Genomic DNA, 21,695 nt, shown 5'->3' on the forward strand with positions numbered 1-21,695 from the left:
ATATCATAGGTTTACGCTCTCGCAAAGCAACCTAAAGATTTCTTTACTTTCTCTTAGAATGCTTGCCAAGTCGCTTTTTCATTTGCTCCTGACGATATTCACGATTCCCTAAAATCCGTAACAAATACATCAACGGTTGATGTCCTTCGCCAACTAGACCGATTAGTTCAATGAATAGTTCTAAGCCAATTAAACAAAAGACAATTAATAAAATTGATGCTACTGTACTTGAATAGCTGAACAATAAAGAGACAAAGGAAAAAACTAACGCTAATGCATAAATAGTCATGACCGCCCCTTTATGGGTAAAACCTAAAGATAACAAGCGGTGATGTAAATGCATTTTATCTGCTGAGGAAATGGGCTTCTTGTTCAATAGCCGTCGAATAATTGCATAAACCGTATCCGTGATTGGTACACCTAAAATCACCATTGGCGTAATTACCGTAATAAACGTGGCATTTTTTAAGCCCTGTAACGACATTACTGCAATCATAAACCCGAGGAATAACGCCCCGGTATCTCCTAGAAATATTTTAGCCGGATAAAAATTGTATGGGAAAAATCCCGCAATGCTCGCAACTAAAATAAAAATAACAATTGGAATATAGACCGTTTTAGCATGTAGGAAAAAATACCCTGTAATACCAATCGTGGTTAATCCAATAATGGATACGCCTGATGCTAAACCATCCAAACCATCAATTAAATTTACTGCATTCGTAATCGCTAAAATCCACAATAAAGTTAGTGGTAAACTAAACCAGCGCAAATCAATCATTCCAACAACTGGCAACGTCACAAAATCTATCCGAATTCCAGCAACAAAATAAATAACTAATGCTGCTAACAAAATACCGATTGTTTTTTTCATTGGAGTAATCTCTTTAATATCATCAATGAGGCCTGTCAAAACAACCATTCCACCAGCCAAAATAATCGGCCAAATATAATCTTGTGGGATAATCGAACGAAAAATCAATAAACATGAACTAGCAAAAGCAATGTAGATTGCAAGTCCTCCTGCTGTAGGCATATTTTTGGTATTGATTCGTCGCTCTCCTGGTGCATCGTAGGCGCCAATCCGAAACGCTAGAAGCTTAACAAGTGGTGTTAATAGCAAAGATAAGATAAATGTCATAAATAAACGTATCAAAACTTCATAAATAAATAGTGACATAGTCGAACCCACTTTCTTCTCGTTCAGGGTATATTATACCGTAAACTGAAGCATTTACAAGCTGAAACATGTGTTCTGGCAACGGTTTAGACTTTTTTAAAGAAATCTATTTATTTTTCTTTTTAAACCATCTAAACAAGCGTTGTTCAAAACTTGGTTGTTTCTTTTCTTTATCTCCAGATAAGTATTCATCGACGACAGCGTTGACAATTGCTCCTAAAATAATAATCGTGGCAGCAAAATTCAACCATAACATCAAGATGATAAAACTCCCAATGATTTGATAACTTGCGATTCTAGAACTAAAATATTTTACGTACAAACCAAAAATTTGTGATAATAGCATCCAACCGACTGTCGAAAAAATAGCCCCTGGCAAAATAGAACGTAACGATAATTTCCGATTAGGAACGACCGCATAAATCAAACACATAATCACTAATAAAACAACGGTCGTTAACGGCCATTTTAACGCTTGGAAAGTATCGATCACAGACGTTGAGTAATGGAAAATTGGTTGCAGTAATTCAATAATGTACTGACCCAGACCTAAAATTACTACTACACCAACAATCGCTACCATAAATAACAAAATAACTAAAAATGAGACCACTCTTACGAGAATAAAATTTTTCCTTTGTTCGACACCAAAAGCTTTATTCATCGCGTTTTGTAGTGCATTAATACTTTGACTGGCACTCCAAAATGCTGCTAAAGCGGAAACAGAAAGCAACCCGCCTGAACGTTGAGTCAGTAGTGAACGAATCGCTGGTTCTAAGTTCTTATAAACATCTTTCGGAATCGCCTCTGCAATATAAGGCAACACAGAATTAGGGTCGATTCTTAAATAAGGTAAGACATTACCTACCGCAATCAGTAATGGAAACAGCGAGAGTAATAAATAATAGGCAACAACCACTGAGCTGTTGCCTATTTCGGCTGTGACCATGTGACTTTGCGTTGTCTCAATAAAACGCATCAAAGATTGATTCTTTTTGATGTTGTCGAGAAACTTCATCACACACTCTCCTTATTAATAAGTCAATTCTTCGCCTTGTGACGTTAAGATTCTTGGACCTTCTTTCGTAATCGCTAATGAATGTTCATATTGACAGCTTAGACCGCCATCTTCAGTATAAGCAGTCCAACCATTTGGGTCCATTTTCATGCGCCAAGTTCCTGTGTTAACCATTGGCTCAATGGTAATAACCATTCCCTCTTTTAAACGTAGTCCTTTACCTGCTTCACCATAGTGAGGAATCATTGGACTTTCATGAATAGTTGGGCCAATGCCATGACCTACAAAGTCGCGAACAACCCCGTAGCCTTCCCCTTCTACATACGTTTGAATTGCATGACCAATGTCGCCAATTCTATTTCCTACTTGTGCTTGTTCAATCCCAAGATATAGCGCTTTTTTGGTTACTTCCATCAAGCGATCAATTTCAGGTGTTGATTCACCCACGACATAAGACCAGCATGAATCAGAGATTGCGCCCTTTAAGTCGACACACATATCTACTTTGATCAGGTCGCCATCTTTTAATACTTTTTTACGAGGAAATCCGTGGCAGATTTCGTCGTTGATACTACAACAAGTAGCATATTTGTAGCCTTCATAGCCAATTTGAGCCGCCACGCCACCATGACTTTCAATAAAGTCTCTCACAAATACTTCAATATCCCAGCTTGTAATGCCAGGTTTAATAAACGTCCGTAAATGACGGTGAACATCCGCTAATAATTCCCCTGATTCATCCATCATTTCAATTTCTCGTGGTGATTTTAATGTAATCATACTATCTCTCCTAAACTTGTTTCATTCAAATTATTTTATCACATTTTTTGCAAAAAAGATTGTTCAAACACCAATTTTCAAAAAGTCCCTTAATAAAAGCACTCGCTAGTCTTTTATAAGAAATGCGCATCTGCTATAATAAGTGACAGAATTGTATGAGGGGGAAGAAAGTTTATGACGTTAGCTAAAATTGTGTATGCAAGCATGACTGGGAATACAGAAGAAATTGCCGACATTGTTGCAGAAGCATTTGAAGATTTAGAATTAGAGGTCGAAATTGATGAGTGTACGCAAGTCGATGCCGCTGATTTTGAAGAGGCCGATATCTGTGTAGTAGCTACATATACGTATGGCGATGGCGATTTACCTGATGAAATTGTCGACTTTTATGAAGACTTACAAGAAATTGATTTATCAGGAAAAATCTTCGGCGTTTGTGGTTCAGGAGACACGTTTTATGATGATTTTTGTAAATCGGTGGACGACTTCGAAGCAGTCTTTACTCAAATTGGGGCAAAAAAAGGCGCCGACAGCGTTAAAGTTGATTTAGCCGCTGAAGAAGACGACATCCAACGTTTAGAAGAATTTGCGAAAAAATTAGCAACTGCCGCAGAATAACTACGTTGAAATAAATAAAATAAACACCAGAAAAAAATGGCTAGTTCCCATTTTTCTCTGGTGTTTTGATATTCCTAATTTAAAAATAAAATACTGTAATTTAAAGCAGCCGCAAAAGTAACCCAAAGAATATAAGGAATCATCAACCAGCCACGCGTTATTAATTTATAACGCAAGTAGTCCCACTGTTGAACTATTAATAATAGCCATAACAATGAGATATCAATCACAGATAATAAATTATTTTGTAAAGAAAAAAAGAAAAATGTCCAGAAAAAGTTTGCAATAAATTGTAAAATAAATAGCGTAATCATCCGTTTTTTCTGTTGTTTATTTGGATGAACTAAGATGAAATAAAAAGTAATGCCCATAAAAATATACAACACCAACCACACTGGTCCAAATAACCAGCCTGGCGGAGCAAAACTTGGTAATCTCAACGCTTGATAATATTCTCTCGCATTTACTGAAAATAAGCCCGACAAGAGCCCTAGTCCGGTAATTCCTACAATACTTATCCATAAACGCTTATCTTTCACTCGGTTCATGTTTTTTGCCCCTTTCTATTTCTCTTCTTTACTGTAGCATGGTTGCGAATAATCTACCATTAATACACTTAACAAAAAAAGACCGTTCTTTTAAGAAACAGTCTTTTGCTGTAACCTCACAGAAGCTATCAGCATGAGGTTACACTTTTTTTTAATTTTTATAGGTCAATATCAATTGGTTCATCTCGTTCAAGAATTGCTTCAATACTATCTTTCATTAAATGAATGATTTGTTCTTCTGAAGGATGGATAATTCCAGAAGTCATCAATGCAGCCACACCAGTAGCGACCACCCATGTTCCCATGTGTAAAGAGTCAATTTGAACATCGTTTAAATTAGCATACTCAGGATCAGCTTTTACCGCTTCAGTAAAATAGTGATAAGAGAATTCTTGCATTTTTTTGCCGCCACCATATTCTTCTAAATAAAGCGCACGGTATAACTTACTTTCACTTGTCGCAAAATGAATATAGTTTAAAGCCAAATCAACAATTGTATTCCCGGTATGTTTTACTGGAAATACTTCTTTCGCTAAGTATTTATGAATTTTTTGGAATAAAGCATCGCGTAAATCATCCATGTTTTTAAATTCCAAATAAATCGGTTGGGTGGAACATTTCATTTTATTAGCAATATTACGTGCAGTGAACTTCGAAAATCCTTCAGTGGCGACTACTTCATAGGCAGCTGTTAAAATCTGCTCTTTCGTAATGGTTTTTTTTCTTGCCATAATTCCCTATCCCCTTTATTCATTCATATACAACGCTTCCAAATAAATGCTTATGGTTATTGTAACACGATTTTTCTATTATGCAAAATTAGAACAACTCTTTGTACAAAAGTTCACTGAGCGGGAGCACGACAACTTTTACCCCGACTTAAAATAACAGTTGATAAAGGCTTTATTTCGTTGAGTTCCCTGCTCTTCCGTGTTATGATATGAGCAGTCATTACCCATCAAAATGAAGGAGGAATCACGAATGACCTTAGAGAATTTTAATGAAAATCTAAAGAAATATGCACGTTTAATTGCTGAAACGGGTGTCAATGTTCAGGACCATCATACGGTTGTTTTACAAATCAGTGTCGATCAAGCGCCCCTTGCCCGCTTAATTACGGAAGAAGCTTATCGCTTAGGCGCGGCCGAAGTAATTGTTCAATGGAGCGACGAAACCATTCAACGTGAATTTTTAGCTCATGCTGCAACTGATCGTATTGAAAATGTTCCTCAATATAAAATTGATCAAACCGATGATTGGATTGCCAAAGGCGCAAGCCGAATTAGCGTGGTTTCTTCTAATCCTGATGCATTAGCTGGCGTGGATACACAACGTGTAGCAGCTTTCCAAGCGGCTAATGGGAAAGCATTGGTCAACCTACGAAAAGCAACGCAAGCCAACAAAGTAAGTTGGACTGTTGTAGCTGCTGCTAGTGAAGGTTGGGCAGCTAAAGTCTTTCCAGAATTAGCAACAAGTGAAGAACAAGTTGATGCACTTTGGAATGAAATTTTCAAAACAACACGAATTTATGAAGAAAACCCAGTCATTGCTTGGGATATCCATGATAAAAAATTACAAGAAAAAGCGGCTGAATTAAACGAACAACAATTTACTGCTTTACACTACACAGCTCCTGGGACAGATTTAACGATTGGTTTGCCTAAAAACCATTTATGGGAAGGCGCTGGTAGTTATAACGCGCGTGGGGAAGAATTTATGGCTAATATGCCAACAGAAGAAGTTTTCACCGCCCCAGATAGTCGCCGCGTTGATGGTTATGTTTCTAGTACAAAACCACTAAGTTATGCTGGCACTATCATTTCGGGAATGAAATTTACATTTAAAGATGGAAAAGTTGTTGACTTCTCAGCTGAGCAAGGTGAAGAAGCATTGAAAAATCTCTTAGCTATTGATGAAGGTGCCAAACACCTAGGGGAAGTTGCTTTAGTACCAGACCCTTCACCAATTTCACAATCCGGTTTGATTTTTTATAATACATTGTTCGATGAAAACGCCTCTAATCATTTAGCCTTTGGTTCGGCCTATGCCTTCAACTTACAAGGCGGCACGGAGATGAGCGAAGAAGAATTAGCTGAAGCTGGTTTAAATCGTAGCCAAACACATGTGGACTTTATGGTAGGATCTGACAAAATGAATATTGATGGCATTAAAGAAGACGGGACGATTGTTCCAGTTTTTAGAAATGGCGATTGGGCATAAATTTAAAAAGAAGCAAGCCGTAAAAATAACGGCTTGCTTCTTTTTATTTCAAATAAAAAAAGGCTTCTCAGCCTTGATACGTTCCTTATTCAATCAGACACATGGCGGCACTTGCTTAGTGCTGCTTCCTTCCGGATCTGACACAATTCACTAGCCCGCCATTGTCCTAGCCTTTCGGCAAAACCTAGTATAACGTATTTTTATTCTTTTGACTAGTCTTTCTTTTGATTTTTTAAAAGTTTCTCTTCTTTTTTCTTTGCCCGTAACTTTTTAAAGAACTGAACTAACAATAAGCGACACTCTTCTTCTAAAACGCCTGCTTCGACATAGGCCACATGATTGAAGCGTTCATCTTCTAATAAATTCATCAAAGTCCCAGCAGTGCCTGCTTTAGGATCGGTTGCGCCATAATAAACTTCTGGAATTCGTGCCAAAAGCATCGCCCCACTACACATTGGACAAGGTTCTAAAGTTACAAATAATTGGGTTTCTTCTAGACGCCAATTTTCTATCCCACGACACGCTTCCTGGATTGCATACATTTCTGCATGCGCCGTTGCTTCTTGCCGTGCTTCTCTCAGATTATGCCCGCGGCCAATAATTTCCCCTTGACGAACTATCACAGCTCCAATAGGCACCTCAGCCAAACCTTCTGCTTTTTTCGCTTCTGCAATGGCTTCTCGCATAAAAAATTCTTTTTCTTCTTGTGTTAACGTTGTTTCTTTTTTTCCCAATTAATTTCCACCTTTCGGCTTTTTCCCACTAAACTTCTGTCTTGCTTCATGGTACAATAAATCAGTGAGGTGTGTCTATGATTATTGAAAATTTATCTCAGCTTTATCCCAAAGGCTATTTATCAAAAACAATTGGTTCCGAAGCCACCTATTCAATTCCTGTTGACGACCAATTTTTCATTGTGAATAAAGCTTTCTTAAGTATTAAAGAACAGCATTTGTTGGAAGCGCTTTTCCCGATTTCTGAAAACCCAACCATTACTGGTAACCATCCTTGGTTCAGTTACTTATTTCAACAGGCAAAATTACCTGCCGAAGGGACCTTTCGTATGTTGCAAATTCAGACGAATGTCACAAAAGAATTACAAGCTGAATGGCAATTTAATTTAACAAAGATGTTTCCAGATACAGTTGATTGTTTCAGTCCAAGTAATAATATGTATATTTTAGTTGAAGAACAGTCAAAAAATACCTTTCAACAAGAAGAAATTCAAGGGATCTTTTTAACATTAGATACAGACTTTGATTGCACTAGTGCTGTATTTGTTGGCAATTTTTATTCCTCTGAAGACATTCTCCGGCGTTGTTTCCATGAAGAACAACGTATTTTTTCAGAAGAACTTAATTCCTCTAGTCGGACGACTGTTTTTAGTTTAACTGATGTTGCCCTCCACTATTTTACCAAGGAAGCCATGAGCCAAAATGTACTTGTTGAGTACTATCGTCGTTTATTAAATAAAGACACCGACATTCAGCCAATCATCAGCGCTTTGTGGAAAAATCAAGGCAATATCAGCTCCACTGCAAAAGATTTATTTATGCATCGAAATACTTTACACTATCGGTTGGAAAAGTTTTTTGAACAAACTGGCTTATCTTTAAAAAAAATGGATGATTTAATCTTTTGTTATTTGTTATTAAGAAAGTAGTACGTCCATTTTTTACTCGTATGTTTTTTATTCCCAATTAGAAAGTAGGCGTTCCAATGAAAATTACCGCATATGTCGCTAGTGCATTTAGTAAAAACCACGAAGGTGGCAACAAAGCAGGCGTTGTTTTTATGACACAGCCCTTAACGAGAACCCAAAAAATGGCCATCGCCAAAGAACTAGGATTTGCAGAAACTGCTTTTATTTCAGACTCAAAGATTGCTGATTTCCGCCTTGAATATTTTACACCAAAAGAAGAAGTCGACTTATGTGGCCACGCGACAATTGGCGCTTTCACCATCATGAAGCACTTAAATAAATTATTGCAAACAGAATATACAATCGAAACGAACAGCGGTTTGCTCGCAATCACGGCGAACGATGAACAACTATTTATGGAACAAACTGTCCCAACTTTTTATGATACGCTCACTTTAGAAGAATTGAGCGGCTGCTTTGATTTAAACGCAGTGGCAACTGCTTTTCCTATCCAGATTGTGTCAACGGGCCTAAAAGATATTTTGGTTCCCATTAAAAATGCGCAATTATTACAGGATTTACAACCAAACTTTGAAAAAATTAAGTTACTTAGTCAAAAGTATGGAGTTATTGGGATGCATCTTTTTGCTTTGTCTGAAGAAAATATCATTTGTAGGAATTTTGCGCCCCTTTATGACATCGATGAAGAAGCCGCTACTGGTACATCAAATGGTGCGTTAGCTTGTTATCTGTACCATCACCAAATTTTACAAAAAACCAATTACATCTTTGCCCAAGGTTATACCTTAAACGCTCCTTCAGAAGTCTTAGTGCGTTTGAACACTACATCCCAAAAGACAATTGATCAAGTTCTAGTTGGTGGCAGAGGCTATTATGTTGAAACAAAAGAATTATTTTTATAAAAAAAAGATGGCCTAGGCCATCTTTTTTACTTCATTGCATCTTCAATAAATGTGAAAAAGCGTTCTTTTAAAGAATCTGTATTGTCTTTAACTTTTTCGCCATATTCAGCTAATTTTGAACCGCCATCTTTCACACGATCCACAACATTTAAAACAGAATCTAATTCATCATCGGATAAATCATCGACAATCGATAATAATTTTTGGTTTCCATCAAATTTATCGTCTACAAACTTTTTAACTTTATAACGATTGGAAACATGAGATACCTTCTTAATAATTTTTTCAGAAGCGATGACTGCAACAGAGACACTTGCAACTGCAGCAATGCTTAAACCGATACCAATTTTTGTTGATGCTTTCATTTCCTTCAGCTCCTCTGTTATTTTCTATTTTAATCATAACATATTATTACTTTTATGCGTAATAGAAAGACCTTTGCTGGCACTTAGTCTCGGCGGTTGTTGCCACCAAATAAAATAACCAAACGTAAAAGTTGTAAAAAGGTCGAAAGCGCAGCTGCTACGTAGGTAAGTGCAGCTGCAAAAAGAACTTTTCTGGCCATTGGGACTTCTTCTTCTGTTAATAACCCTCCTTCAGAAAGAATACTTAATGCACGTCTAGACGCATTAAACTCCACCGGTAAAGTCACCAATTGAAAAATCAAGGCTAATGAAAAAGCCAAAATTCCAATGTTGATTAATGTTTGATTCCAACTAAATAAAACACCAATCAAAATTAGTGGAAAGGAGATGGTTGAACCGATGTTGGCAACTGGAACAATAGCTGCACGAAGACGTAAAGGCACATAGTTCGTATGATCTTGTACCGCATGTCCGCATTCATGAGCCGCCACGCCAATAGCCGCGACCGATGTCGATTGAGCAGTGGCTTCGGATAAGCTCAACATTTTGTTTCCAGAATTATAATTGTCAGTTAAATCACCAGCAATTTGCTGAACTCCAACATCATTAATTTGTTCTTTTTGTAAAATATATTGTGCTGCCTGCGTGCCTGTAACATGTTTACTGCTTCGTACTTGATCATATTTACGAAAGGTACTGTTAACATATGCGGAGGCCGCACCAGAAATCGCAATTCCGATAATTACCAATATATAGGTTGGATCGATTCCAAAATAAAAGGGCATCATTGTCCTCTACCTCCATCTTTTTTTCTTTATTGTAGCATGATAGTGAAAAAAAGGGAGCGACAAACGTTGTCTTTTGTTTAAAAAAATGATGAATTTTTCAAGAAAGTGCCGAAACTAACAAAATTGTCACTCAATTAACGGAAAAAAATATGGCAAATTTCCTAAAAAAAAGGCATACTATTCCTTGAGGTGAGGAAAATGAAAACATTACTAAAAATATTAATTCCCATAGTCATTTTAGCAGGCGGTAGCTGGGGCGTTTATAATTATTATTACGGTGGAGAAACCTATTATACACAAATCACAACATCTGGTGAAAAGAAAGATGAAAAAACAAATTCTGGTGAAGCAATGACCATTTATTACTATCAACAACCTGCGTTTAATAAAAACGGTGAAGAAAAAACCGTGGAATTAAACGAATCCCGTGATCAACCTTTGCGTATGAAAGCCTATCTAAAATTGAAAGTTAATCCCCGTAAAGGCGTGATCAGCTGGAATGAAGTGACAGAAAAAGAAGTCCCTGAAAAAGCTTTAGAAAAATTAAAATAAAGAAAAAACCGTTGGCAAGCGACCAACGGTTTTTTCTTTATAATTGATTACTAATTTTTTCGATATTTTTTAGCATGATGGACACTGTACCATCTGGATTATTAACAAATTCAATTAAATCGCCATTGCGGTAAACATCTAACGGAACAATTAATTCAATACCGTTATCCATTTTTAACTTTTGTTTGCCAAATTTCTTTTCAGAAATTTCGCGAGATTCTCTGACTGGCGGTGTTTTGTCGACAAATTTCGACTCATTCACTTCTTCTTGGTAAGCTAATTTAGCTGATACATTTTCTTTAAACACTTGTTCAGCAATTTGCTCATTGTCAATCGTTCCCGTTTCCTCAATGCTATCATATACCGCTTCTTTTACCGAAGCCATTAGTTCAAACTCATCTTCGTTAAATTTCTTTCCAATGCGTTTGACTGCCTTTTTAATTTCTTTGATATTTTCTTCCATGGAAGGTGCCGCTTGCGTCTCAATCACTTTTTCAGAGAAATACCAGATTTTTTCTCCTGAAAATTCATATCTTTTCTCTAGTAATTCAAACGCTAATGTATCTAAGTCAACTGTAATTCCTTCATCTGGTTTTTGTGATTTTGAAGACAAAATTGCTCGATTGATAATCAGTTTGTTATAAACGGATTCTTCTTCATAGTCGACGTAATGCGTGTAACTTTCTTTATAGTTTAATTTAATCATTGCGACATGTAACACCGTATCTAATTCATATAAAATGAACAAAATATCAGCACTAGGCGCATCTTCGCTTCCTGAATAAACATCATACCAATGTTGGGTAACTTCTTGGCTTTTCTTCACAAAATCACTAGGAATCCCACGTAACGTGTCAACAAAGGAACTATTTTCCGCCAATGTTCCAGTCTTTGTTTGTGCAGTCGAAAGTTTTGAAATTTTTGCAGTTAAATACGTTCGAATATACTCAGTGGTTAAATCTAGTTCCTTTTCAGAGAAAACCGGCGTCCCAGTTTCTCGATCAATAATGTGTAAAATTGCTTTTTTTAAATAAATATCCATTTTTACGCTCTCCTTTTCTCAACCTTTTTAGTCTAACTGAAAGAGAGAAAAAAGCCAATAGTTTCTATAAAAAGAAGAAGAATTCGTAGACAAATGTCTACGAATTCTTCTTAACTTCAAAAAGCGATTACCCTTCTTCGCTGTATAACATCCCTGTTGCTTCATCAACTGGATCGACTTTATTAAAGATGCCTTTCTTTCTGAAAATATAAGTTAAGCCCATTGGTACGATAATCGCAATCACCATTGCGACTAAAAACGGCAAGTAATATTGTGGCACAATAGATAAAATTCCTGGCAAGCCACCGACGCCGATACTTGTCGCACGAACGCCCATTAAAGTGGCAAACATTCCGGCCATTGCCGAACCAATCATGCCCGCAACAAATGGATAAACATATTTTAAGTTGATCCCAAACATCGCTGGTTCAGTCACACCTAGGTAACAAGAAATCATTGCTGGAATCGAAACTTGTTCTTCTTTTTTGTTTCCACGATGCATAAAGATAACCGCTAAAACTGCTGAACCTTGTGCAATATTTGATAAAGCAATCATTGGCCATAAGTTGGTTGACTGAAAGTCAGCAATCAACTGTAAATCAATCGCATTACTCATATGATGCAACCCAGTGATGACTAATGGTGCGTACATAAAGCCAAAGACGGCGCCAAATAACCAATTAAATGTTGACGTTAATCCTGCATTTACGATATCAGAAACCCAACTACCAATCGTCCAACCGATTGGTCCTAAAATGACATGTGCAGCCAATACTGTTGGTACTAAAGCAAACAATGGGACAAAAATCATTGAAATTGCTTGAGGAATCACTTTTCTAAAGAAAATTTCAAGATAGGCAAGCAAGAATCCGGCTAACATAGCTGGGATAACTTGCGCTTGATAACCAATCATGTTAACTTGAGCAAACCCAAAATCCCAGAAAGGAATTTCTGCTGCTTTAGTCGTCGCAACTGAATAAGCATTCAGAAGTTGTGGTGAGACTAATGTAATCCCTAGGACAATCCCCAAAATTTGTGTGGTTCCCATTTTCTTCGTAATACTCCACGTAATCCCAACTGGCAAGAAGTGGAAAATTGCTTCGCCGATTAACCATAAGAATGAATTGACTCCATTCCAAAATTGAGAAACTTCCACGATTGTTTGACCATCAAGAAAGCCAAATGGAACCCCTTCCAAAATATTGCGGAACCCTAAAATCAATCCCCCGATAACAAGTGCAGGAATCAATGGTGTAAAAATCTCAGCTAAAACAGAAACAACTCGTTGAACAGGACTCAAATTACTTTTGGCAGCTGCTTTCCCTTCTTCTTTTGAAACCCCTTCTAAACCGGAAATTGCAGAAAAATCATTATAAAATTGTGGGACTTCATTCCCAATAATTACTTGAAACTGTCCAGCATTTGTAAAGGTTCCTTTTACAGAAGGAATATCTTCAATCACAGGTACATCCGCTTTTTTTGGATCTTTTAATACAAAACGCATTCGAGTTGCACAATGAGAAACAGCTGAAATATTTTCTTTGCCTCCTACTGCTTTCAACAACTGCTGTGCATCGCTTTGAAACTTACCCATTTTACATTCTCCTCTCAAACTTGTATATACAATTAAGTTGTATATACATCATACTTGATTATTCTTTTTTTGGCAAGCGCTTTCTTTCAAAAAAATAATTTTATTTTTTTGCAAATCCCTTGTCTTTTCTTAAAGAGTCAAACAGAACGCTTTTTTAGCTGCTTCTTTATTGCTATACTACAGAGGGAAAAAACGAAAAGGAGTATGAAAAATGTTTTTTAAAGAAATTCATCATGTGGCAATCAATGCCTCAAATTATCAAGCAACTAAAAATTTTTATGTCGAAAAGCTGGGCTTTGAAGTTCTTCGCGAAAATCATCGTCCCGAAAAAAACGATATTAAATTAGATTTAAAATTAGGCAGCCAAGAATTAGAAATTTTCATTTCTGATCAATTTCCCGCTCGCCCCTCTTATCCTGAAGCTTTAGGATTACGTCATTTAGCTTTTAAAGTTGAACATATTGAAGAAGTGATTGCTTTTTTAAATGAGCAAGGAATTGAAACAGAACCGCTACGAGTAGATGATTTTACGGGTGAAAAAATGACCTTCTTTTTTGATCCAGATGGACTACCTTTAGAACTTCATGAATAATAAATAAAGGAGAGAAACAAAATGAAAGATACCTTTCGCTTAGAAAACCAGACGATTTATTTTGGTACAGAACGGGCAATTTCAGCCAGCCCTCAAACGATTTGGCGCTACCTGACTGAGACAGACAAGCTAAAACAATGGTTTCCAGAATTAGAGATTGGTGAATTAGGTGTTAACGGGTTTTGGCGGTTTATTCTGCCCGATTTTGAAGAAACGATGCCTTTTACTGACTATGCAGAGGAAAAATATCTGGGCGTGACTTGGGATACTGGTGTCATCTATTTTGACTTAAAAGAACAAGCACCTCATCAGACCCTGTTAGTCTTTTCAGAATCTCTCCCAGAAAATTTTACAACACCTCGCCATAAAGATATCGCTGGTTGGTCAATTGTTCTCAACCGCTTGAAGCAAGTAGTTGAAACCCCTGATGCAGCACCAGAAAAAATAGATTTTCCGCAAATAGAAAATCATTACTTGGAAAAATTAACGAATTTAGAAAATTAAAAAGTGTGGCACAACGGGTAAATCACCCTCTGTGCCACACTTTTTAAAAACGTAAGATACGCTGATAAACAAATAAACCTAAATCAATTAAGCAAACAACAAAAATTGCCAATAATACAAAAGAGACCCGCAACTCTGCGGCGTACATCCCTCGTAAACTAATTGTTGCCAAACATAACCCAAAAATCGTTGCCATTGTCACTTGTAACACGGTTCCTGGTTTTAGGGAATAAACAAAAATGCCAATCAAACTAGAAACAACGAGGTGTGTCAGTGGCAATTGAAGCCAATTGACAACAAACAGACTAAGGAAACATCCTAAAAGAGTCCCCCAAAAACGTGTCTTAATACGCGTGTTCATTTCTGCTTTCACTGGATGCAAGAGTAGAAAAACATTCATCGGAATCCAAATTATTTTAATGCCTCCTACACTCCACATTAAAATAAAACTCAGCGTAATGGTGAAACTCATACGAATAGCTAAACGAAATCGTTGCACCTTTTCGTCAGGACTTTCTAAAAATTGTTTAAAACTTGTGATCCCAAAAAAAGTCTGTTGTAAGTCGTGCCAGAAATTAATAACCGCCAATTTTTGTTGCTTCATATTTAATTGAATGCTTTTAAAAAAGCGAACATGGCCTCTACTCTTTAAGCTGGTTAGCTGACTTAATCCTGTTTGCCACCAAGCGTTTAGTGTTAAAGCCAATAAAAAAAGACCGATTAAAAAGGCCACAACTTGAGATTGCATCAAAAATGTATTTCCTTTAACCTGGATTAACTGACAAAACGTAAACATCATCAAATAACTATGATACCGCATCGGTGTCGCAGATGAATAAAATAAATAAACAATTAAAAATGTCACACTACTATTTAAAATAATAGACCAGCTAAAGGAACTACTAGCTATAAATGCTAAAAAACTGATCACAAATTGCCTGATACTCATTTTGAGCAGCGCTACAAACGAATAATCTTTTTTATAGTTAATTTTAAACATAATAGTAAATACAGGCACCATAATTAAATAGCTTGGGGAAAATAAAAAATCCAATGTATAAAAACTAACCAAAAAAAAGGCGATGACTGGGAAAATGGCCCAAACATACGCAAAAAATTGCTGACTTTTTGTACTAAAAAAATAAATAACAATCACTCCAATATCGATTCCTTATCCATTGTAACATGCTTGTCAATTCCCTCCTCAAATTGAATATACCAATTCGTTAAAAATAAATAAAAAAGCAAATAAATACGCTTTCATTTCTTGTTTTTTGTGCTATAATCAGCCTATATGATATATCATTTAAAACAAAGGAGCTACTTTCATGAATATTCAAGCGATTGATACGCGACACGGAACTGCCAACCAACATAGTTTTTCAAACGGAAATTGTCTACCCTATACTGGCGTGCCATTTGGGATGAATTTTTACGCCCCGCAAACAACTGACCAAAAAGGCAGCTGGTGGTTTCATCCAGAAGATCGAACATTTCAAGGCTATCGAGTAACGCATCAACCAAGTCCTTGGATGGGTGATTTTAGCCATTTATTAATGACCCCTGTCAGTGGTTCATTGTCGGAACTTTCTTTATTCCATGCCCAAAGTTCTTATCGTCCAGAAGAAAGCCTTTTTTCTCCTGTCGAAATTAATTTAACTCAATTACGCTATCAAATAACTTCTCAATTAATCCCAAGCATGTATGGTGGTATCTTAACCATTGATTATCAACAAAAAGATAATCACTTACTACTAACTCTGCCTGGACGTTATCAAGTAAAACAATTAGATGACCATCAAGTGGCTGTAAAAGTCATCAACTATTCTGGTTGTGAAGATCCAGATTTTAGTTTTTATTTTGTGCTTCATTTTGAACAGCCTTTAACCAAATGGTTTGCCCCTTCTTCAGGTGAAGATGGCAAAATCCTTCTTTCTTTTGGAAATATTGCTCAACAAGTTGTTCATTTTAGTAGTTCATTTATTTCTGAAAAACAAGCGCAGTTAAATTTAGCGCGAGAAATCTCTTTGCGTTCTACTGAGATGCTGCAACAAGGAATCGCAGATTGGCATAATTATTTCGATCGCCTTAAAGTAACGCATGAAAACCCTGAACATACTAAAACGTTTTATCATACACTGTATCGAACATTCCTATTTCCGCAAACCTTTTATGAATTGGACGAAAATCAGCAGCCGATTCATTATGATACGTTCTCGCAAACGGTTCGTCCTGGTGTACTATATACCAATAATGGCTTTTGGGATACTTATAAAACGGTCTACCCATTGTTCTCACTAATTGCTCAAGAAAAATACGAAGAGATGCTAGAAGGCTTTTTAAATAGTTACAACGAAACAGGTTTCTTGCCAAAATGGTTATCTCCAGATGAGCGTGGTTTAATGCCCGGCACCTTGATTGACGCTGTCATTGCTGATGCCGCCGTGAAAAAGATTCGTCCTGACTTGATGCCTCAGTTCCTAGAAGCGATGAAAAAAGGTGCCACACAACAAAGCGAACGAGAAAATTATGGACGTCAAGGAACTCTGGATTATCTAAAATATGGCTATGTTCCTTCAACCTATCATGAATCTGTCAATCATACCTTAGACTATGCGTACAGCGATTTCTGTATTTCGCAAGTTGCAAAAACACTGAATGATTCAGAGACCGCAACATTTTATCGTCAACAAGCCTTGAATTATCAACAACTTTTTAATCCTGAAACTGGCTTTATGCAAGCAAAGGATACTGAAGGCCATTTCCGTCCTGACTTTTTAGATATTCGTTGGGGCAAAGATTACGCCGAAGGAAGTGCTTGGCAATCAAGTTTTGCGGTTTATCAAGATTTTGCAGGTTTGATTAAGCTATATGGTAGCGAGTTAGCTTTCGAAAAAAAATTAATTCAGCTATGCAATCAAGCGCCTAACTTTAACGTTGAAGGCTATGGTTTTGAAATTCATGAAATGAGTGAAATGGCCGCAATTGATTTTGGTCAATTAGCCATCTCAAATCAACCAAGTTTCCATTATCCGTTTCTATTCAGCTACATCGGCAAACCAGAGATGGCTCAACCACTTTTAAAACAACTAATGCAAACATTTGATGCTTCACCAACTGGCTATCCAGGTGATGAAGACAATGGCAGCATGTCTGCTTGGTATATTTTTAATAGCTTAGGCTTTTATCCCGTCACACCAGGAACTGGTGAATATGTAATCGGGATGCCTTTAGTCCAGACGGCGGAAGTAAAACTGTCAAATGGTAAACAATTAACCATTCAGACATCACCAAACAAAGTCCAACAACAATTTATTCATGAAATTCAGTTAAACCAAGAAAAACATACTGCGCCTTACTTTACTCATCAAGAACTATTAAACGGTGGGACTTTAGATTATCAATTAGGGATCGTCCCGAATCCACAAAACACAGCAGAACGACCGTTTTCATTAAGTACGGAAAAATAATAAAAAGAAAGATGTTCATAAAAATTGAACATCTTTCTTTTTATTCTTCGACGCCTGCGTAATTTGATTGGTATTGCTCTCGAAATTCTTTTGGGGTAATTCCATTTAATTTTTTAAACATTTTTGAAAAATAGTTGGTATTGTTAAATCCTACTTTTTCTGAAATTTCGTTGATTGTATCATCCGTGTACAATAATAATTTCTGGGCATGTTTGGTACGCACTTGATTCAAATATTGAGAAAAACTCCGCTTGGTTTCTTTTTTGAAAATTTGGCCTAAATAACTAGGATTCAAATGAAGCTCATCCGCCACCGTTTTTAAGTTTAATTCTTCTAAATAGCCTTGTTCAATTCTTTCTACAGCTTGGCTAACACTTTCTGAATATTTTTTTATTTTAGGTTTATTTTTCACTTCTGCCAAGACTTGCTGCATTAACGCATACAGTGTATTAAGATTGTTGCTAGCTCGAATTTCTTCCACGATTTTTTCATAGTTTTCTTCTAACACAGTTGGATACTGACGGGAAATATCTGAAAAAAGTAAGAAGACTACATAGCGTACATATTCTGGCGTAGCGTGTTGTTGACTTAACTGATTGAAAATAGCATCTAATTCCCGTTGAATGGTCTGCATATCCCCAATCATCAAGGCTTGGTTAAACGCTAGGAAAGTAAAATCTTCTGCCGAACGATTCATTTGTTCTTTTTGATTATTTGGCAGAAATTCTTGATAGAACGTTTCAATTGCTTGCAACTGTTTTACTTTCTCATAACTTTCATAAACCGTTTCCCATTCATTGACAGATTCCCCTACAAAAATCTGACCTTGACCAGCTAGAATCGCTTCAATTTCACGAATAAATAAGAACGCTTCTTGTCTGGCTCCTTTATAGATAAGTAACAATTGGTGGTACGTACTCATCCAACTTTCAATGAATAACAGTTGACCTTTTTTCATAAATAGTTCCTTGATTGTTTCTAAAAATGGCATCTCAGCTTCAACCAATAAAACGGTAAAATCACCTGGTTTTATAGTCGCAAATTGCTGCATTAACTCTTCGTATTCCCCTTCGCTGATTTCATCATTAAGCCAACGCATCAAGCCATTTTCTAGATATAGACGCACGCGGGCATGGGATTTTTTTTGTTGGTCTAATTCTGTTTTGATTCTCTGGATATTGGCTAATAGTTCTTGCTTATTGACTGGTTTCAAAAGATAATCTTGGACCTGCAAAGCCATGCCTTTTTTGACGTAATCAAACTCTTGATAACCTGATAAAATTAAACTAATAAATTGATGTCCTTTTTTCTTTGCTTGCTCAATTAATTCGATCCCACTCATTTCCGGCATCGTAATATCTGTTAATAAAACATCAATGGATTCTGTTTCTAAAAAAGCCAATGCTTCTTGCGCACTACGCGCTGTTTTAACAATTTCAAAGCCTAACTCTTGCCAAGGAATAATCCATTTTAAGCCTTCTAAAATCATATATTCATCATCAACAAACATCACTCGATACATCTTTTCACCCCTTATGCTACAAACGAAAGACGAATTGTCGTCCCTTCTCCTTCTTTCCCTTCAATGGTTAAACCATAACTCTCCCCAAAAAAGCGTTGTAAACGTTCATGAACATTTCTTAACCCAATGGATTGTTCCGTTTCTATTTCTGTTTGATTTAAACGTTCGCGAATTTCCTCTAACCGATTGGCGGTAATTCCTTTTCCATTATCTACAACAGCCACAATAATTTTTTCGCCTTCTCGGTAGGCGTGGACCTTAATAGCATTGTCTTGTCGTTGATAGTCAATTCCATGCACAAAATAATTTTCGACAAGCGGCTGAATGATAAACTTAGGAATTTCAACATCAGCAATTGTTTCTTCTATTTCGAACTTATAGGCAAATTGGTCGGGATAACGCATTTGATACAAATACACATACTTTTCGCAAAATGAGATTTCCTCTGCCAAGGTCGTGGTTTTTTCTTGGTTAATATTATTCCTAAGTAGCGTTGAAAAAGCATAGACAACATCAGCTAGTTCTTCTTGTTGCCGACTCAAAGCATACATGCGAATATATTCCAACGTATTATAAAGAAAATGAGGATTAATTTGCGACTGTAACGCTCTCATGTGGGCATCACGTTGCTTAATTTCTAAAGTATAAATATCGTGAATGTATTGATCTAAACTGTCTACCATAAAATTAATCGCGGAAGCAATATCATTCAACTCTTCCTGAACTTGATTCGTGTCAATTCGTTCTTTTAAATTGCCATCGCCAATGGCTCGTGTCGCTTCTAAAATTAATTGGACTTGTTGAGAATAGCGTTTAAATAGGCGATTTAAGCCCACTAATAAAATAACAATCAAAAGTAACCCAATCCCTAAAATGGCTGCATAATTCATAAACAATTGTTGAAATAAGACTCGGCGGCTTGTTAATAAGAGAATGGTACTCCGGCCACTGCTTTCTATTTCCGTAATATCGTAGCGATTATGAAAAACCTGTTGAATGTCACTATCGGTGTGCATTCTTTTATCTAGTTGCCGCTCTTCTTCTTTGGTAAATTGTGCTTTTTCAGAAAAAATTTGATTTCCAGCACTATCATAGATAAACGCATTAATACCTGATTTTTTCAATAAGTCTGCTTGGTTGCCTAGCAACTCTTGACTTGAAAACACAGTGTACAACTCTCCCAGCGGTTGTCCTGTATAAGGATCGGAGATAATTCGCATTAGTTGAAAGCCATGTTTTTTAATTGATGACATATCCATTTTTTTCCCATTTGTAGCTGTGCGATTGGCGAACAAAACCTGATCAAATTCATCTAAGCGAATAATCACTTCTTCTAAGTCAGGAAAGGTGCTAAATAATGTACTTAAATTATTTCCAAAGTGGGTACTGACCCGATCTTCCGACCATTGGCTGTAAGTATAGTCAAAATACTCAGGAGGAGAAAGTTCCATATATTTTCGCATGTTTTCAATTTTACTTGCAGAGCCAGCTAATTCATTAATCATATTCGTCGCCGCATTATTTTTATTCGTTACATAGCTGTCAATTTGGGAAACGGCGTTATTTTTTTGTGAATCAATTGATAAGTTAATTGTATAAGTAACATAAACGCACAAAGCAGCCACCGTTAACAAAATAATACTTGTTAACAGTAGACTGTATTTTTGTACTAATCGATTTAATAAATATTTTTTTTTAAACAGTTTTTTGAAGATTCGCTTCATTTTGTTCCAACTTTCCATCAATAAACTGGCGATTTTTGCGCGTGACATAGGCACACCACATCATAATTAAGGCAAACGAAGCAAATAGTAGCAGTCCTTTCATTTTCCAAGTTAAAGCAACGATACTAATTACACCGAATAAGACTTTAAAAAATACACCGAGGTTTAAAAAGATACTGATAAATGAAAGCTTCATTAAATCAATAGTTGAGATAAAATAGCTTCCTTCATATAGTAGCATATAAATGTAAAAAATAACGAGTATTAGGGAAACAAAAAATAAAATAAATGTAATAATTAACCACATTATTCCGGTAAATTGAACGGCTAAATAAATATTATAAAAAACAAATCCTAAAGTGAAGAGAAAAAGTAAAAAATAACAGTTACTTCTTTTAAAATGTGCTTTCCATGATTCAAATGCTCGTTTAACGGTGATTGCTTGATAATTCATGCCCTCTTCCAAAATGAAATCAGTCATCATTTGGAGTGCTGGACCAACACCAAAAATAATCCCTCCAGCTAAACTAAATAAAACAAACAGTAAATTTAGTTTGATTACTGTCCAGGAAAGGTAAAACAACCGTTGAATCCCTGTACTTTCCATCTTCCT

At 36.4% G+C, this 21,695-nt stretch carries 22 protein-coding genes and 1 other RNA gene; 8 read left to right on the top strand and 15 right to left on the bottom strand.

The window, feature by feature from the left end:
• Positions 1–43 precede the first annotated feature (43 nt).
• The 3 genes from IGM04_RS08850 to map form a co-directional block, all read right to left on the bottom strand.
• Positions 44–1,180, bottom strand: a complete 1,137-nt coding sequence (locus tag IGM04_RS08850; RefSeq protein WP_002366956.1) for an MraY family glycosyltransferase — start codon at positions 1,178–1,180, stop codon at positions 44–46.
• A gap of 106 nt (positions 1,181–1,286) precedes the next feature.
• Positions 1,287–2,198: a YihY/virulence factor BrkB family protein gene (locus tag IGM04_RS08855; protein WP_002384297.1), complete on the bottom strand. Its 912-nt coding sequence runs from the start codon at positions 2,196–2,198 to the stop codon at positions 1,287–1,289.
• A gap of 15 nt (positions 2,199–2,213) precedes the next feature.
• A complete protein-coding gene (map, locus tag IGM04_RS08860; protein ID WP_002356886.1) occupies positions 2,214–2,978 on the bottom strand; it encodes a type I methionyl aminopeptidase in 765 nt (254 codons plus the stop codon).
• A 174-nt stretch (positions 2,979–3,152) separates the two neighbouring features.
• Here map and IGM04_RS08865 point away from each other — a divergent pair, with 174 nt between their 5' ends.
• Entirely contained in the window at positions 3,153–3,596 is a 444-nt protein-coding gene (locus tag IGM04_RS08865; RefSeq protein WP_002356885.1) for a flavodoxin, read from the top strand.
• 74 nt (positions 3,597–3,670) lie between these two features.
• Here the strand turns inward: IGM04_RS08865 and IGM04_RS08870 are convergent, their stop codons facing one another.
• Together IGM04_RS08870 and IGM04_RS08875 are read right to left on the bottom strand one after the other, a co-directional pair.
• Positions 3,671–4,144, bottom strand: a complete 474-nt coding sequence (locus IGM04_RS08870) for a TspO/MBR family protein (RefSeq protein ID WP_002384294.1) — start codon at positions 4,142–4,144, stop codon at positions 3,671–3,673.
• 158 nt (positions 4,145–4,302) lie between these two features.
• Positions 4,303–4,875, bottom strand: a complete 573-nt coding sequence (locus tag IGM04_RS08875; protein ID WP_002356883.1) for a TetR/AcrR family transcriptional regulator — start codon at positions 4,873–4,875, stop codon at positions 4,303–4,305.
• Between the two features lie 250 nt (positions 4,876–5,125).
• On the opposite strand from IGM04_RS08875, the gene IGM04_RS08880 reads away from it, so the two are divergent.
• The gene (locus IGM04_RS08880; RefSeq protein WP_010777818.1) at positions 5,126–6,364 is read left to right on the top strand and encodes an aminopeptidase; all 1,239 of its coding nucleotides are present in this window, start codon (positions 5,126–5,128) and stop codon (positions 6,362–6,364) included.
• 86 nt (positions 6,365–6,450) lie between these two features.
• Here the strand turns inward: IGM04_RS08880 and ffs are convergent.
• Positions 6,451–6,537, bottom strand: an RNA gene (gene ffs, locus IGM04_RS08885) — signal recognition particle sRNA small type.
• 39 nt (positions 6,538–6,576) lie between these two features.
• Positions 6,577–7,098 carry a tRNA adenosine(34) deaminase TadA gene (tadA, locus tag IGM04_RS08890; RefSeq protein WP_002362126.1) on the bottom strand — a complete coding sequence of 174 codons (522 nt, stop codon included), beginning with the start codon at positions 7,096–7,098 and terminating at the stop codon, positions 6,577–6,579.
• Positions 7,099–7,175: 77 nt separating this feature from the next.
• Between tadA and IGM04_RS08895 the strand changes: the two genes are divergently transcribed.
• Both IGM04_RS08895 and IGM04_RS08900 read left to right on the top strand, forming a co-directional pair.
• Positions 7,176–8,027, top strand: coding sequence for a PucR family transcriptional regulator (locus IGM04_RS08895; protein WP_002383772.1), 852 nt, complete (start codon positions 7,176–7,178; stop codon positions 8,025–8,027).
• A gap of 56 nt (positions 8,028–8,083) precedes the next feature.
• Complete coding sequence (locus tag IGM04_RS08900; protein ID WP_086318072.1) at positions 8,084–8,929, top strand: PhzF family phenazine biosynthesis protein; 846 nt, start codon at positions 8,084–8,086, stop codon at positions 8,927–8,929.
• 26 nt (positions 8,930–8,955) lie between these two features.
• Here the strand turns inward: IGM04_RS08900 and IGM04_RS08905 are convergent, their stop codons facing one another.
• The gene (locus IGM04_RS08905) at positions 8,956–9,294 is read right to left on the bottom strand and encodes a hypothetical protein (RefSeq protein WP_002356871.1); all 339 of its coding nucleotides are present in this window, start codon (positions 9,292–9,294) and stop codon (positions 8,956–8,958) included.
• A gap of 83 nt (positions 9,295–9,377) precedes the next feature.
• Positions 9,378–10,082, bottom strand: coding sequence for a zinc metallopeptidase (locus tag IGM04_RS08910; RefSeq protein ID WP_002384290.1), 705 nt, complete (start codon positions 10,080–10,082; stop codon positions 9,378–9,380).
• A gap of 198 nt (positions 10,083–10,280) precedes the next feature.
• Between IGM04_RS08910 and IGM04_RS08915 the strand changes: the two genes are divergently transcribed.
• Positions 10,281–10,634: a YxeA family protein gene (locus IGM04_RS08915; protein WP_010777820.1), complete on the top strand. Its 354-nt coding sequence runs from the start codon at positions 10,281–10,283 to the stop codon at positions 10,632–10,634.
• A gap of 37 nt (positions 10,635–10,671) precedes the next feature.
• Here IGM04_RS08915 and IGM04_RS08920 read toward each other — a convergent pair whose 3' ends face one another.
• Complete coding sequence (locus tag IGM04_RS08920) at positions 10,672–11,676, bottom strand: nucleoid-associated protein (protein WP_002356866.1); 1,005 nt, start codon at positions 11,674–11,676, stop codon at positions 10,672–10,674.
• A gap of 127 nt (positions 11,677–11,803) precedes the next feature.
• Positions 11,804–13,270 carry a PTS system trehalose-specific EIIBC component gene (gene treP, locus IGM04_RS08925; protein WP_002388267.1) on the bottom strand — a complete coding sequence of 489 codons (1,467 nt, stop codon included), beginning with the start codon at positions 13,268–13,270 and terminating at the stop codon, positions 11,804–11,806.
• A 211-nt stretch (positions 13,271–13,481) separates the two neighbouring features.
• Here treP and gloA2 point away from each other — a divergent pair, with 211 nt between their 5' ends.
• Together gloA2 and IGM04_RS08935 are read left to right on the top strand one after the other, a co-directional pair.
• Positions 13,482–13,862 (top strand): SMU1112c/YaeR family gloxylase I-like metalloprotein, encoded by a 381-nt coding sequence (gloA2, locus tag IGM04_RS08930; RefSeq protein WP_002356864.1) that lies wholly within the window; start codon positions 13,482–13,484, stop codon positions 13,860–13,862.
• Between the two features lie 21 nt (positions 13,863–13,883).
• A complete protein-coding gene (locus IGM04_RS08935; protein ID WP_010822999.1) occupies positions 13,884–14,366 on the top strand; it encodes an SRPBCC family protein in 483 nt (160 codons plus the stop codon).
• Positions 14,367–14,409: 43 nt separating this feature from the next.
• Here the strand turns inward: IGM04_RS08935 and IGM04_RS08940 are convergent, their stop codons facing one another.
• A complete protein-coding gene (locus IGM04_RS08940; protein ID WP_010823000.1) occupies positions 14,410–15,522 on the bottom strand; it encodes an FUSC family protein in 1,113 nt (370 codons plus the stop codon).
• A 172-nt stretch (positions 15,523–15,694) separates the two neighbouring features.
• On the opposite strand from IGM04_RS08940, the gene IGM04_RS08945 reads away from it, so the two are divergent.
• On the top strand, positions 15,695–17,836 hold the full coding sequence (locus IGM04_RS08945) for a GH92 family glycosyl hydrolase (protein WP_002381613.1): 2,142 nt from the start codon (positions 15,695–15,697) through the stop codon (positions 17,834–17,836).
• A gap of 40 nt (positions 17,837–17,876) precedes the next feature.
• Here the strand turns inward: IGM04_RS08945 and IGM04_RS08950 are convergent, their stop codons facing one another.
• Genes IGM04_RS08950 through IGM04_RS08960 form a run of 3 tightly spaced genes read right to left on the bottom strand, consistent with a single transcriptional unit; the run spans position 17,877 to position 21,689 of the window.
• Entirely contained in the window at positions 17,877–19,358 is a 1,482-nt protein-coding gene (locus tag IGM04_RS08950) for a response regulator transcription factor (protein WP_002359882.1), read from the bottom strand.
• Positions 19,359–19,369: 11 nt separating this feature from the next.
• A complete protein-coding gene (locus IGM04_RS08955; protein ID WP_002356857.1) occupies positions 19,370–21,100 on the bottom strand; it encodes a sensor histidine kinase in 1,731 nt (576 codons plus the stop codon).
• On the bottom strand, positions 21,054–21,689 hold the full coding sequence (locus IGM04_RS08960; protein WP_002362905.1) for a YesL family protein: 636 nt from the start codon (positions 21,687–21,689) through the stop codon (positions 21,054–21,056). The genes IGM04_RS08955 and IGM04_RS08960 overlap by 47 nt, the downstream gene beginning before the upstream one ends.
• Positions 21,690–21,695 lie beyond the last annotated feature (6 nt).

Origin of the sequence: Enterococcus sp. DIV2385 (assembly GCF_051711925.1) — a bacterium.
Classification (GTDB): Bacteria; Bacillota; Bacilli; order Lactobacillales; family Enterococcaceae; genus Enterococcus; species Enterococcus faecalis.